Origin of the sequence: Bacillus sp. ISL-47, assembly GCF_018613175.1 — a bacterium.
GTDB lineage: Bacteria > Bacillota > Bacilli > Bacillales > Cytobacillaceae > Cytobacillus.
The window spans coordinates 1-13,811 of sequence record NZ_JAGGQS010000048.1 but is presented as its reverse complement, the minus strand read 5'-3'; the positions used below and the strand labels follow the sequence as shown (position 1 = coordinate 13,811).

Genomic DNA, 13,811 nt, shown 5'->3' with positions numbered 1-13,811 from the left:
TATTCTAGGTCTTTCTTTTATTAACAAATGTCCCGGTTGCAAATGCCACCATTTTGTCCTGTTCATCATAAATTTCACTTTTGCAGATTGTTACAGTATTTCCATTCTGGATTACCTCTCCTTTTCCGATCAGAATCCTGCCTGTTGCTGGCCGTAAGTATTGGATTTTCATTTCAGCAGTCACAGAAAAAACATGGTCTTCCAAAACAGAATTAATGGCCGAAGCCATCGTAGCATCTAAAAGAGTTGCCAATATCCCGCCATGGACTTTTTCGAAAATCTGCAGAAATTCTTTTTTCACAGGCATGGAAACCTTTGACTTTCCGCTCTCAGCATATTCCAGTTCAAGCCCAATATGATTCCATACCGGCGAAGATGAGAGCGTTTTCAATTTCTCAGTTAACATGTTGAAACCACCTTTTAATATTCTCATTTTCAATATTTCTCTTTGTTTTATTTAATTTTATAATAAATGCTAGATAAAAATCTATAATTATTTAAAAATTATAATAATTTTATATATTTTATTTATTTAAAATTTTATGAATATAATTTTTATAACGACTTCTTGATTTCCTTCCCAATAGTGTTTCTTAATATCTCATTGCTTCCGCCTGCGATCTCATAAGATTTTGCATCTCTTAAGTAGCGGCCAAAAGGGGCATTTATAGTTGTTCCATAAGCCCCGCATACTTGAATGGCATCAGAGCATACCTTTGTAGCCATTTGTCCGGCAAATAGTTTCGCCTGGCTGGATTCAGAAATAGAAGCTTTTCCAATATCATGTAAGTAAGCAGCCTGATAGGTTAATAGCCTGGAAGCATTTATATTCATAAGCATGTCTGCAAACATCCACTGGATGCCCTGAAAATCGATTACAGACTGGTCAAATGCTTTTCTGGATGACACCCACTCCAAGCTCTGTTCGTAGGCTGCCCTGGCAATGCCTACACTGATAGCAGCTGCTGCAGTCCTGCTATTATTAAGTGTAATGACGGCTTGCTTAACCCCTTTTCCTTCCTCTCCGATAAGACAATAATCCGGAATAGCGACATTTTCAAAATATGCATCCACATGCGGCCCGTTGCGAAGGCCTATCGTCTGTGAATTATCACCAATTTCAGTGGTTATTCCTGGAAGGTCACGGTCAACCGCAAAGATCGAAACCCCTTTCTCTGTTTCAGCCAGCAAAATAAAAAATTCGGCTGCAGAGCCGGATGTAATAAATGTTTTTTTGCCATTTATGATCCAGCTCTCGCCCTGTTTAACTGCTTTTGTATCAACACTTCTGATATCCGATCCTCTTTTGGATTCTGTTAAAGAATATGAAGCAATTAATCCTTCTCTAAAAAGCGGCAGGTAATGGTTTTTAACTTTTTCATTACCAAACAACATGAGCATGGTTTCAGCCTGAAAAATCGTAATCAGCGATATGGCTGTTGCTGCACAGCCGTACGCCACCTCTTCCATTAAAATACAAGCATCGATTTTGGAACGATTTAAACCATTATATTTCTCGGGCACTGTAAGAGCTGTATAACCCTGTGCGGCCATTTCTTTAATTATTTCTCTTGGATACACATCCTCGCGGTCTCTCTCATCCGCTGTGGGAACTATTTTTTCTCTTGTAAAATCCCGAATTTCATTCTGAAGTTTAAGCTGCTCTTCAGTCAATTGAAGTTTCAAGCTATGCACCTTACTTTCGTTTGTTTTTCATTTGTTCCAGTAGAGCCATATATTCATGTGTATCTGTTACAACAGCCATATGCGAAGATACCATATCCAGGTGGTTCCTCAGACTGACGTTGTTATGGTTTTTTACAAGCCTTTTAATCATCCTTATTGCATTCTGTGGCTTTGAGCATAAGACCTTTGCAAATTCAAGTGCCTTATCTAACACTAAATCTTTCTCATATACATAATCGACTAGCCCGATCTCTAAAGCCTTCTCTGCATTTAATCTTTCTCCTGTCCACAATAACTCCAGTGCTTTTGATTCTCCCACTATTTTAGGAAGGAAGTATCCGCCTCCATCTCCAGGCACAAGTCCCAGATGGATGTATCCTTCTCCAAGTCTTGCATGGTCTGCACAAAAACGAATATCACACATGAGGGCCATATCCAGCCCGGCGCCAATGGCATCGCCGTTTATGCAAGCAATTACCGGCTTATCAATTTCTTCTAATAATAGAGGGATTTTCTGAATGTTTTCCCACAAGGAAGCTTTTCTCTTAACGGCATCACCCCATAAATCCTCTTTAGGGTCTCCTATAAAGCCCTCCCCATTTGATAATGCTTTAATATCTCCTCCTGCAGAGAACGCCTTCCCTGTACCTGTTAGGATGAGCACCTTTAAATTATCATTCTCTTTAAATTCCACTAGTGATTTATACCAGTCCGCAATCATCTCGTGGCTAAATGAATTTAGAAAATCCGGCCTATTTAATCTAAGAACGGCAATTTCTTCTGTAAGATTTTCAAATACAATATGATTATTTTCCATTATAAAAACTCCTTTTATCTGCTTATTTTTTCTTCCCCATCCCATACATGTTTAATTCCTTCATCAATGAGCACCTGGAGCTTAATTTTTTCTGATGATGTCTTCTCAAAGGCTTCCCTGATTTCCAAGTACCTTGGAACCATATGGGACGGCAGGTTTTCCAGCAACCACATATATAATTCCTCAATGGAAACCTCTTCTCCTTTTTTGCAGACAACACTTAATTTAGCCTCTTGTCCGGCAATTTCATCTGGAATCGGTACGACTGCGTTTTCCAGGATACTTGGATGCTGCTGTACGATATTTTCTATGTCATAGGCGGAAATATTTTCTCCTTTTCTGCGAATCATATTTTTCTTTCTTCCCTTGAAATAGAAGAAACCATTTGGATCTTTCTTAGCCAAATCACCCGTGTGGAACCATAAATTCCCCATAGCTGATAATGTGTTTTTCTCCATATTAAAATAGGAAGTGAACATCGAAAACGGAACTTTGGGACGTACAACAATTTCCCCCACTTCCCCAGCAGGCAACTCGCAGTCATGGTCATCAAAAATGCGAATGTCATATAGTTCACGCGGTTTGCCAATGCTCCCAATCTTTGACTCTTTCAAGGAATTCATAATAGCAAAGCCGCCAATTTCAGCCATCCCATAGCCTTCCATTATTCGGGCATTTGTTTTATTCTCAAGGCTTCTCCAAATGTCCTCTGGTGCACCGCCGCCATAAGCCGTCCTCAAACTGGTGTGAACCTTTGGCGGTGTCACTTTATCCAGTATGCTTAATACTGTCCCAACATAGGTGAAAAGGGTAACATGATAATGGTTGACCGTATCCCAAAAAGAAGAAGCTGAAAATTTCCTTCCCAAAACGACCGTTGCCCCATTTAAAAGCAAAGCGGGTATGCCCATTAATTGGGGATTGGCATGAAAAAGGGGCAAAAATAAATATAAATTATCAGTCTGGTTCATTCCGACTGCATCTCCTATATCTTTGCCCGATAATACAAAAGTTTCGTGTGGATTCACGACTCCTTTAGCGGGGCCGGTAGTTCCTGAAGTATAAACGATCGTTAGAGGCCATCCAGACTGAAGAGTATATTCAATTAAGCCTGAATCAACTTCATTTTCGTTTAATAAACAATTAAAATGGATCAAATCGATTTCACTGCCTGCCATTTCTTTATCCGACACGATTATTAAGCGATCGATATCCATATCAAGTATGGCAGGGAGAAACTCTTCCTCTGTTATGATTGCCATGCTTTCACTATTTTTTAATTGATGCTGCAATAAGGAACCTTTTAAACGTGTATCAATCGTTACAGCAATTGCACCAATCTTCGCCAATGCAAACCAGCTCCAAATAAACTCTGGCCGATTTGATAGAATAATGGAAACATGGTCACCTTTCTTAATTCCACTTTTTAAGAACCCGTTTGCCAGCCTGTTCGTGATTTTCCACATGTCTGCATAGGTATAGCATTCTTCTTCAAATCTTAAAAATATATTGTGGGGATAATTAATATTTCCAGCCAGAAGAAGTTCATTAAAATTCATGTTAACCGGGCCTCCTTTCATTTAATCAGGCGCCGGGGGTAATGGCATCCACTTCGACATTGAGGTATTCAAGACATTCAATTACAACTCTTTTGCCCGCCCTGCTCAAAGCGTCATATGTCAGCCCAGCAATGTGCGGGGTTGCAATAAAGTTATCAAGGGAAAATAATGGTGAATGGTAGCAAGGTTCTGATTCCTGAACGTCAAGTCCTGCGAATCGCAGGTGATTATTACTTAAAAATTTATATAATGCATCTTCATCAATAATCCCGCCTCGCCCTGCGTTTAGCAGTACGGCATCCTTTTTCATCTTTTTCATTTCTTCTTCGCCAATCATATGAAAAGTTTCATCTGTTAGGGGGGCATGGATTGTTACAACATCCGATTGTGCCAGCAGTTCTTCAAGTGACACTAATTTTGCTCCGCCAGCTTGTGCTTCTACTTCATCAATGTATGGATCATATGCCAGCACCTTCATATTAAAACCATTCTTCAAAATAGCACTTACGTTTTTTCCAATATTTCCAAATCCAATAATGCCAACTGTTTTGCCGTACAGTTCCAAAGCAGAAGTGAATCCATGTTTATTCCAGATAGACTCTTTCATTTGCTGATAGGCAAGGAGGATATGCCTCATTCCACACAAGAGAAGAGAAACAGTATGTTCTGCCACAGATGCTGAGTTGACACCTGGAAGATTTATTAACTTAATCCCTTTTGAAGCTATGTAGTCCTGATCAAACTGATCAAGTCCGACAGATGCAATTCCTATTACTTTTAGTTTTCCGCTGTTTTCCAGTAATGGTTTTTCTATTCTGCCTGTTAAATGGGTTGCACGGCCAAGCAATATATCATAATTCCCTACTATGGCAGCCAGTTCTTCCTGTGATAGACCGTGTTTAAAGTCTACTTCACAATATTGTTTTAGTAGGGTAATACCCTCCTCATGAATGTGGTCTATGACTAAAGCTTTCATTTATATCCCCCTCAATATCATGTTTTTCGAAGTTTTCTGAAAAAATATTTTGAATTTCTATTTTACATTTGGAGCCTTGCGTTTTATGATTAAAATACAATCTGTTAAGACTGTATAGAGAAAGTTACTTCCCTATACAGTTTTTTTATTTTCTATTAATTTAGGAAGCTCGAAAATTTATACGACAGTACAGCAGGATCGTCATTTATAAAAGGATTCTTTTGATTTTCCTGATTAATTTTTGCATGTATAACAATAGGTCCATCCTCTTCGATGGAATTCTGAACCGCCTTTTCAAAGTCATCGGCATTATCTGTCTGAATCGTTCTTAAATTAAAACCTTCTGCTACTTTGGCTATATCAATGCGGCTTGCCAAAGAGCATTGCCCTCCGGTCGAGGCAAAACATTCATTATCAAAAACAATCAGCATCCATTTGCGCGGGTTCAAATAGCTGGCTGATGCCAAAGAATTGGGGTTCATTAGAACACCGCCGTCCCCTTCAATGCCAATACACTTTTTAAATCCTTTCTTTTCTAAAGTCAAGCTGACACCGATTGCAACAGATGGAGTTAACCCCATGGTGTCCACCATATATAAATGGTTATCCCGTCTTCCAAGACTTGCCCACTCTCTCGAAGTATTCCCGCAAGAAGAAATGACAGGTATATTCTCTGTATATTTAAACAGGATTTTAAGAGCATCCAGTCTAGACATCATTGTTCCGCACCCCCTTTAATATTGAACATCACAATAATCGGGCGATGTGTATCCTTGGCATACTTAGCCCCTTGCTTAATGGCTGTACTCCATTCTTTCAAGGGAACACGATAATCAAGTTTAAACGTTTTAACTCTTGCTGCATCCAAAATCTCCGGCAGCGGTTCTGAAAACAAATTAACTGCGGAATTAATCTCACCGAATCCGCCTCTGCGAGTAACCAAAATAAGCATAGGAACATGATAGGCCTGAGCAAACGTGGTGAGGGCCAGAATTGAATTCCCGATTCCTGTATCCTGGATAAGCATTATTGGAAATTGTCCGCCTAAACTGATCCCTGACGCAATTCCTATCCCATCCTCTTCCCGGCTGATTGGGAACGAAGTTATTCCATTCGAGTTCTCAAAGTGTTCAATAACCTTGCCAATCGTGCTGCATGGCAAAGTCAGCAAGTAATCAGCCCCTGTGTCTTCAATCCCTTTAATGATTTCTTCACATGCTAAATCCTGAAACGCTGACATGTTTATCCCCCTTTACCATTTGCTCGGCGGCAGGATTCTGGTTATTTCTTCAATTGAAGCGCCGCTTTCAAAAAGCCTCACTACTTCATCTTCTCTTTTGGTGGCATTAATTGTCTTTTCTAAAACTTCTTCTGCTTTGGTTCCTGGAACTACCACAATCCCACTGTCATCGGCAATAATCAAATCACCTGGATTTACCCTGACACCTGCAATTGAAACGGGTCCATTGATTTCCATCGCCTCTACACGATACTTTCCTGTAATTGGAGTTTGGCCAGTACTCCAGACCGGATAATCCAATTTACGAACGGTATCAATATCTCTTACACCGCCATCTACTATATTTCCTGCCATTCCCCATTGTTTTGCAACGAGGGTTGAGAGCCCTCCCATTACAGATACATCTCCCAGCGCAGCTGCATCGAATACTGCTACATCCCCCTTTTCTGCAACGGCATATACGTCTCTGTCCGCAAGCTTTGCCCGTTCCATATTGTAATAACCATGATCGGGAGTGTTACTTTCAGGAATATAGCGGATGGTAACGGCAGGACCGACTATCTTTTTGCCTGTTATAATAGGGCGCAGCCTGCTTGCTGAAATGGCCCCTTTAATACCCATGGAATCAAGAACATCTGAAACTGTAGGCGTAAGTCCATCCAATTCCATAAAAGCTTCTATAATTTCCCGCGAAGGCCTTGTAAATTCCACTTTTACGATTCTTTCTGGCGGTATCAGACCCATTAATTTATCTTTATACTTTTCCAATTCGGCTGTCTTCATTTAGCAGCTGCCTCCTTTTGCTTAAGTAACAATATAACTCTATCGATTCAGACTCGACCGATAGAGTTATATTGGTGTTCATACTAATTTACTTAAGAATACCCTTCTCTTTGTAGAACTTTTCAGCACCAGGATGAATTGGAATACCCGAAGTTCCTTCTAATGCCTTTTCAATATCAAATTGTTCAATTACAGCGTGTGACCCTTTTAATTCTTCCAATCCTTCCCATAAAGTTTTGACCAAGTCGTAAGCTACTTCGTCAGGCATATCCGCTGTACCTACAAGGAAGTTATTTTGAGCAACTGATAACACATCTTCAGGCTGATTCTCATAACTGTTTGCTTTAATTGTGTACTCCATTGTCCAAGGATACTTTTCTTTTAGATAATCAACAGCTTCTTGAGAATAAGGAAGCAGCATGCCGTCAGCGGTTGATAGCATTTCAGTAACAGCGGATGTTGGAACCCCAGCCATGACCATTGCAACATCTGTTTGCTTATTTCTCATCAAGTCGGTTGCTTCTGTAAACCCAACGAAATCTTTGCCTAACCCTTCATAATCCACGTCATAAGCTTCCATTGCACGCTGGGTTTCAATTTCAGTTGCACTACCAGTTGCACCTGGAACGATCTTTTTCCCTGCAACATCAGCGATTGTTTCGATACCTGCACCTTTTCTTGCTACCAGATGATTGACGTTTGGATATAGACCAGCCAAAATGCGTACATTTTCAACTTTATTTCCATCAAATGAGGCCTCTCCGTTATATCCCTCATATAGAGTCCCTGTTGGTGTTAAAGCAACTTGAGCCTCACCCTGCTTAATGAAAATTAGGTTTTGAACACTTCCGTTTGTAGCCTGGGAGGACGCTTGAACATAATCCAGTTTCTTATTCCAGAAGTCAGAGAAAATAGCACCCAGAGGATAATAAGTTCCAGTAGTTGTTCCCGTAGCAAACATGATGGAATAGTTATCCGGTTTTCCAGATGATCCTGAATCTGATCCAGAACCCGAACTTGAATCGGAATTCCCTCCGCCTCCAGTACTGCTTGAGCTGCACCCGATTAAAGCAAAAGCCATTAATGCAATGATAAAAATAGATAAAAGTTTTTTCATCTCTCTTTCTCCCCTCGTTTATTAGTTTGGTGTCATATTCATTATTAAAAAAATGGCTCGAATAATACTTCTTATAATCACCTCCCTAAAGTAATAGGAACCTTGATACCGCTTTCAAAAATAATGGAATGTTCCCCTTTTTCTAAACAAACATGTTTATCAAATAGATTGATACGGATGAAACCAGGATGACTGAAAGGGCATATTTTATATTCCAAATCCCTATTTCAAATGGTTTTGTCTTAAATAATGCAGATGCAAGCAAGTTTGCTGCAGAAACTGGCGATAAAAGCGGAGTTATACCCCAGCTTATTACCAGGATTAAAACGTATAGTTCAGGCTTTAATCCAATGACATCAGGGGATAGCGTAGTCGCAAAAATTGAGATGGGAAGCACTTGGTGTATGAAAAAAGATGATATAACACAAGTCAAGATGATGGTTATTACCGTTAGAATAAGAGAGATCTCGCTTATGCTGGAAAATAAGGATGATAAGTAAGCAGGAAATTCTGTCAGCAAAACCATCTGGGAAAAAAATGTTGCTGAAATAATCATGATGGACTCTGTATGGACATTGGGGGCAACTTCCGTAAAATAATTCTTTAAGGAGAATGCAAACTCCTTTATTTTATTTATAGCTAAAGACCAAACGATTGAATATGAGATTGCCAGTATGGAAATTAGTAAAAGCACATTATAATGAAGCCATTTTTCCAGGAAGAATAATGCCAGGAATAAACCAATAAACGCAATTATTAATTCAATTCCTCTTTTATGCTCTACCTTTTTTGTTTGCTTCTTGCTTCCATCTTCCTCCAGACTGACAGCTACATAGGGAGCTGAATTTGTCGATACCTCTTTGGATAGGAACCTTAAATTAATCACTACAGATGTCAGGTAGCAAATGATGACCATTACGAGGCCATATCCAAAAAATGATACAAAGCTAACCCCAACAAGGTGCAGGATAATCGCCACACCCGCAAAGTACGGTGACCAAAAGGCTGCCAGTGAAAATCCCTGAACAAGGCTTCTTACAAATACTTTGTTTAAATACTTGAATCGTACTGAAAATAAATCATACATAACTCTTAGCGAACCTAAATTTAAAAACGAACTGACAATACAGGTTATCGCTGTTACAAAGGCAATCCTTTTCATATCTTTTTTCAAGAAGTTCACCACAAAGTAATCCATGTACTCTATATATCCCCCATTTTTTAAGGGGTAGGATAACAAAGGGACTGTGATAAATAATGAAACCAAAGCGACATTGTTAAGAATGGAGGCAATCCAGTATTCAACATTTCCGCCATATAAGAAAAAGATCATATTGCCAAAAACGAGAAGTGCTGCGCTCATTACTTTTGGAAACACAGCCATCCATGGCAATGATATTAAAAATGCGATAACCACCAAAGATACTAGAAAAAGATCCAAAGGCAGCGAGAAAAAAGAATAAAGCATATAGGACAATGCCAATGTTAATAAAATAACTCCCCTTGTTAATATTAAAACCGGCATTAAGTGCTGCATAACTTCACGACCTTAACTGTTTGAAATTTCCTCTTTATGAATGGCAAAAAAGAAATCGCTGTATTCATCTTTTTTTTCTTCCCACTCTTCCAAAAAACTCATATGCTGCTGAATGGCAGCCAGAGATTTTACAGCTCTCTCGGCACTTGGGTATAAAGGGATTTTTGCCTGGCGGAGTTTAACCATCCCATCCTTTGCTAATGATTCTGCAATTGTCCAGGCGACGTACATTGGTTTTTCAGTCTTTTTTGAAAGCTCTATGATATCTTCTGCTACTTTAGCAGCAATTGACCCGCCAATCGTTGTCAGCATAAGTACAAGGCCGTCAATATTTTCATCATGGATAAAAACTTCCAAACTCTTTTTAAATGATTCAGGATCATTTAATATTTGAGCGGTTGTGTCAAATGGATTCTGAGGGGTAGAAAAATCAGGTGAAATTTCTGTTAACGTTTTAATACTTGCATTTGAAAGTTCAGGGACCTCTAATCCATATTTGACGCACTGATCAGAGACAATCGTGCATGCTCCGCCAGACGTCGAGATAATCCCTATCCGGCTGCTTTTCAACTTATTTGGTGAATCAAAGGCGATGGCATAATCAAATAAATCGTCCAGATCTTCTGCATTAATTGCTCCGTATTGTTTAAAAACAGCTTTATATACTTCATGATTTCCCGCAAGTACACCGGTATGGGACTTTACTGACATTTGTCCAATTTCGCTTCTGCCGTTTTTATAAATTATGACAGGCTTTTTTTTATTAGCTGCTTTAGCCAATGCCGACTTAAAGGTTTTTCCATCTGCCAAGCCTTCAAGGAAAATACAAATCGTGCCAGTGGACGGATCATCAACTGCATATTCAAGATAATCGGATGCATTCAAATCAGCTTCATTACCTGAACTAATCCATTTATTGATTCCTATCTGTTTTTCCCACCCCTGGCTTAGCATGGCACCGCCGATAGCTCCACTTTGAGTTATATAGGATATTCTCCCACCCATGGGAATTTCTTTGCTCGTCATAGCCATGCTAAAGCTGGCAAACACCCTATTATTTACATTTGCAATCCCAATGGTATTTGGGCCGCAAATTCGTATATTGTGTTTCCTGGCAAAATCTATGATTTCCTTCTGCAGCAATTCTCCACTTTTGCCAGTTTCCGCAAACCCTGAAGCATGGATCATAACCATCTTAATCCCTTTTAAGGCACAATCCTTCAATGCTCCCATAAGCAGCCGCGGCGCAATTAAAAGACAGGCAAGATCCGGAGTTTCGGGAATCTCTGCAATTGATTTATAGCAGGTTAATCCTTGAATTTCTCCCCCTTTGGGATTTACCGGGTAAATTTCACCCTGGTATTGGTGTTTAAGCAAATGCTCAATCAATCTTCCTCCATGCTTTTGAACATTGTGGGAGGCACCTATCACAGCTATTGATGAAGGATTAAGCAATTTTTCAATTACCTTGTAATTACTCAACTGGCTGCCACCTCCGTTGTTCGATGATCAAGAATGATGCGGGCATCCAGTGCAACGGCACCTTTCCCTTGCTCATGGACAATCACAGGATTTAATTCAAGTTCAGAAATTTCAGGGAAATTAGAAGATAATTCTGCCACTTTTTTTATGATGGCCTTTAAGCTTGAAGAATCAGCAGGCAAAGTACCCCTAAACCCTGTGAGTATTTTGTTCGCCTTAATTTCAGTAAACATGTTATCAATATCCTTTTCTGCTAAAGGCAGTACTTTTAAAGTTACATCCTTAAGTACTTCAACAAAGATTCCACCTGCCCCAAATAATAGGACTGGACCAAAAACATCATCACGGTTCATGCCTATAATAACTTCTTTATCGCCGCTTACCATTTGCTGAATGGATACCCCTATTATTTTCGCATCTGAATTATATTCATTTGCATTTATCATAATCTCTTTATAAGCATTTCTCAGTTGCTGCTCGTCTTGGATATTAAGAATTACCCCTTTAGCATCAGACTTATGAACGATGTCAGGCGAAACAATTTTTAACACTAAAGGAAAACCGATATATTTTGCCTGCTCAACGGCTTCATCAGCAGATCTTGCCAGTCGAAAATCCGGAACTGGAATTCCTATATGCCGAAGAATTTGTTTCGACTCTATCTCCGTAAGAACTGCTCTTTTTTCTTCCTTTGAAATGTTAATGATATGCTGTATAGCTGTCATAAAGGATATCCTTTCTAATCACTTTAAAAATTGAAATTCTTTTATATTCGTGTTGCTCATTGGGAAACCTATGCTCTTTTTTAATACAGAACGGCTATTTATCGATTCATAAACGTACTTTTTTCTCATCTGTAATATCACTGCTTAGTGCAAACCTTCGTTCAATATGATGCCTGTTTGCATTTTTTATTCCTAAAGCATCATTAGCAATGAGGATTCGCTGAATATTAGCAGAACCTTCACCGAAATGAAGCATATTTGCGTAATTTACATATTTCATAATGGGGTATTCATCTGATATACCATTGCCTCCAAAGATTTCTAAAGCGTTCCTGGAGACTTTGGCAGCTACTTCTGAGGCAAAATATTTGGCATAAGAGCTTTCCCTTGTAGCCGTTTCACCTTTGTCCTTCAAGTAGGCACTTCTATAAGTTTGGAGTCTCGCTGCATCTGTTTCAACAACCATGTCTGCAATCAAATGCTTGATCATCTGGTATTCGCCAATCGGGTTCCCGCCTACTAATCTTTCATTACAGTATTTAATAGATTCATCTACACACCCCTGCGCAATTCCAACAAGACGGGATGAAACAGTAAGCCTCCCGTAATCCAGTGCATTCATGGCAATTTTAAATCCTTCGCCTTCTTTCCCAAGAAGATTTTCTTTCGGGATCCGGTAATCTTCTAAAAACACTTCGCAGCTTCTCATCATGTGGCCCAAAGAGCTAATCTCTATGGGTTTGGCGGTAAAACCAGGGCGGTTTGTTTCAATAATAAATGCTGAGATCCCTTTGTGGCCTGCTTTCATGTCCGTTTTAGCAAAAAGGACTCCAACGTCTGCTTCGTTCGCAAAAGTAATCCATGTCTTTGATCCATTGATTACATATTCATTGCCCTCTAAACGTGCAGTCGTCTTCATGGATCCGGCTGGGTCAGACCCCCCGCCTGATTCTGTAAGAGCAAACATACCAATGAGATTGGCTTTTATTAAATCGGGAACATATTTCTGAATTTGCTCCTCTGTTCCCCAATTTAAAATTGTGAAAGGACAAGTCATCGCCTGCATATTGAAAGCGTATCCAAAAGAAGGATGGGCTTTAGAAATTTCCTCTGCAATAATGGCTAAGTTCAGAAAACCCATTTCCGATCCGCCATACTTTTCCGGAAAACAGGCTCCAAATAATCCAGCTGCTCCCATTTTCTGTAATATTTCCTTCGGGAATCTTCTTTCTTGCTCAAAGTATTTTACATTCTCTAAAATCTCCTTTTCAGCAATGGCTTTAGCCATGTTTTTCACTTGTAAATTTTCATTGCTTAATTCAAAATTCATATAATCAAACCTTTCTATAAGTCTTTTATTCATCTCCAAGAATCTCAATTCTCTTTTCCAATGAATCTTTATATGGATGCTCCCATTCGATTAGCTGCAGCAGCAAGCCAAGTGAGCTTTTTGGATGGGTGAAAAACTCCTTCTTTACACCATGATTCTCTTTAGAACCAATAATGTTAACTTCATTTTCCAGTAAGCTGTTATGTAACTCTTCGGAGTCTTCAATTTTGAATGCGATATGGTGCAAGCCTTCTCCTTTCTTTTCCAGGAATTTGTATACATCCCCCTCGCAACTCAAAGGTGTCTCAAAACCAATTATCACTTCTCCCAATAAAAAATACGCAGCACGGGCATTTTGTTCCGGCAAATCTATTTCTTTTATAAATTTTCCTTTAAAAATGGTCGAAAAGAGCTGCTTGCTTTTTTCCAGGTCTTTCACAGCGAAAACAATATGATCTATATTACCCAATATTGAAGCACTTCCTTATGAGAATACGATTATTTAAGTTAGAATTTTTAGAATGTTTGAAATTAACTTTGTTTTTATATTATTATATAT

The 13,811-nt window shown here is 39.2% G+C and carries 14 protein-coding genes; all 14 read right to left on the bottom strand.

What is annotated here, in order from left to right:
• Nucleotides 1-4 precede the first annotated feature (4 nt).
• The gene (locus J7I93_RS16505; protein ID WP_214726982.1) at nucleotides 5-406 is read right to left on the bottom strand and encodes a PaaI family thioesterase; all 402 of its coding nucleotides are present in this window, start codon (nucleotides 404-406) and stop codon (nucleotides 5-7) included.
• Between the two features lie 149 nt (nucleotides 407-555).
• Complete coding sequence (locus J7I93_RS16500; RefSeq protein WP_214726980.1) at nucleotides 556-1,686, bottom strand: acyl-CoA dehydrogenase family protein; 1,131 nt, start codon at nucleotides 1,684-1,686, stop codon at nucleotides 556-558.
• A gap of 10 nt (nucleotides 1,687-1,696) precedes the next feature.
• Nucleotides 1,697-2,503 (bottom strand): enoyl-CoA hydratase/isomerase family protein, encoded by an 807-nt coding sequence (locus J7I93_RS16495; RefSeq protein WP_214988218.1) that lies wholly within the window; start codon nucleotides 2,501-2,503, stop codon nucleotides 1,697-1,699.
• 14 nt (nucleotides 2,504-2,517) lie between these two features.
• Entirely contained in the window at nucleotides 2,518-4,062 is a 1,545-nt protein-coding gene (locus J7I93_RS16490; RefSeq protein ID WP_214726979.1) for an AMP-binding protein, read from the bottom strand.
• Nucleotides 4,063-4,087: 25 nt separating this feature from the next.
• Entirely contained in the window at nucleotides 4,088-5,038 is a 951-nt protein-coding gene (locus J7I93_RS16485; protein WP_214726978.1) for a hydroxyacid dehydrogenase, read from the bottom strand.
• Nucleotides 5,039-5,193: 155 nt separating this feature from the next.
• Nucleotides 5,194-5,757, bottom strand: coding sequence for a thiamine pyrophosphate-dependent enzyme (locus tag J7I93_RS16480; RefSeq protein WP_214726977.1), 564 nt, complete (start codon nucleotides 5,755-5,757; stop codon nucleotides 5,194-5,196).
• A complete protein-coding gene (locus J7I93_RS16475) occupies nucleotides 5,754-6,278 on the bottom strand; it encodes a thiamine pyrophosphate-binding protein (protein WP_214726976.1) in 525 nt (174 codons plus the stop codon). Before J7I93_RS16475 ends, J7I93_RS16480 begins: the two co-directional genes overlap by 4 nt.
• 12 nt (nucleotides 6,279-6,290) lie before the next feature.
• Nucleotides 6,291-7,061: an RraA family protein gene (locus J7I93_RS16470; protein WP_214726975.1), complete on the bottom strand. Its 771-nt coding sequence runs from the start codon at nucleotides 7,059-7,061 to the stop codon at nucleotides 6,291-6,293.
• 88 nt (nucleotides 7,062-7,149) lie between these two features.
• Nucleotides 7,150-8,178, bottom strand: coding sequence for a TAXI family TRAP transporter solute-binding subunit (locus J7I93_RS16465; RefSeq protein WP_214726974.1), 1,029 nt, complete (start codon nucleotides 8,176-8,178; stop codon nucleotides 7,150-7,152).
• Between the two features lie 142 nt (nucleotides 8,179-8,320).
• A complete protein-coding gene (locus J7I93_RS16460; protein ID WP_214726972.1) occupies nucleotides 8,321-9,715 on the bottom strand; it encodes a hypothetical protein in 1,395 nt (464 codons plus the stop codon).
• 12 nt (nucleotides 9,716-9,727) lie between these two features.
• On the bottom strand, nucleotides 9,728-11,197 hold the full coding sequence (locus J7I93_RS16455) for an acetate--CoA ligase family protein (RefSeq protein ID WP_214726971.1): 1,470 nt from the start codon (nucleotides 11,195-11,197) through the stop codon (nucleotides 9,728-9,730).
• Nucleotides 11,194-11,922 carry an acetate--CoA ligase family protein gene (locus J7I93_RS16450; protein ID WP_214726970.1) on the bottom strand — a complete coding sequence of 243 codons (729 nt, stop codon included), beginning with the start codon at nucleotides 11,920-11,922 and terminating at the stop codon, nucleotides 11,194-11,196. The genes J7I93_RS16455 and J7I93_RS16450 overlap by 4 nt, the downstream gene beginning before the upstream one ends.
• 106 nt (nucleotides 11,923-12,028) lie before the next feature.
• Nucleotides 12,029-13,285, bottom strand: coding sequence for an acyl-CoA dehydrogenase family protein (locus J7I93_RS16445; protein ID WP_214726969.1), 1,257 nt, complete (start codon nucleotides 13,283-13,285; stop codon nucleotides 12,029-12,031).
• Nucleotides 13,278-13,721 carry a VOC family protein gene (locus tag J7I93_RS16440; RefSeq protein ID WP_214726968.1) on the bottom strand — a complete coding sequence of 148 codons (444 nt, stop codon included), beginning with the start codon at nucleotides 13,719-13,721 and terminating at the stop codon, nucleotides 13,278-13,280. The genes J7I93_RS16445 and J7I93_RS16440 overlap by 8 nt, the downstream gene beginning before the upstream one ends.
• Between the last annotated feature and the right edge of the window lie 90 nt (nucleotides 13,722-13,811).

Excerpts from the sequence above, each read along its gene's own strand:
- J7I93_RS16495 (WP_214988218.1), bottom strand. The coding sequence starts at position 2,503 with ATGGAAAATAATCATATTGTATTTGAAAATCTTACAGAAGAAATTGCC.
- J7I93_RS16475 (WP_214726976.1), bottom strand. The coding sequence starts at position 6,278 with ATGTCAGCGTTTCAGGATTTAGCATGTGAAGAAATCATTAAAGGGATT.
- J7I93_RS16470 (WP_214726975.1), bottom strand. The coding sequence starts at position 7,061 with ATGAAGACAGCCGAATTGGAAAAGTATAAAGATAAATTAATGGGTCTG.
- J7I93_RS16445 (WP_214726969.1), bottom strand. The coding sequence starts at position 13,285 with ATGAATAAAAGACTTATAGAAAGGTTTGATTATATGAATTTTGAATTA.
- J7I93_RS16460 (WP_214726972.1), bottom strand. The coding sequence starts at position 9,715 with ATGCAGCACTTAATGCCGGTTTTAATATTAACAAGGGGAGTTATTTTA.
- J7I93_RS16505 (WP_214726982.1), bottom strand. The coding sequence starts at position 406 with ATGTTAACTGAGAAATTGAAAACGCTCTCATCTTCGCCGGTATGGAAT.
- J7I93_RS16450 (WP_214726970.1), bottom strand. The coding sequence starts at position 11,922 with ATGACAGCTATACAGCATATCATTAACATTTCAAAGGAAGAAAAAAGA.
- J7I93_RS16465 (WP_214726974.1), bottom strand. The coding sequence starts at position 8,178 with ATGAAAAAACTTTTATCTATTTTTATCATTGCATTAATGGCTTTTGCT.
- J7I93_RS16490 (WP_214726979.1), bottom strand. The coding sequence starts at position 4,062 with ATGAATTTTAATGAACTTCTTCTGGCTGGAAATATTAATTATCCCCAC.
- J7I93_RS16485 (WP_214726978.1), bottom strand. The coding sequence starts at position 5,038 with ATGAAAGCTTTAGTCATAGACCACATTCATGAGGAGGGTATTACCCTA.
- J7I93_RS16480 (WP_214726977.1), bottom strand. The coding sequence starts at position 5,757 with ATGATGTCTAGACTGGATGCTCTTAAAATCCTGTTTAAATATACAGAG.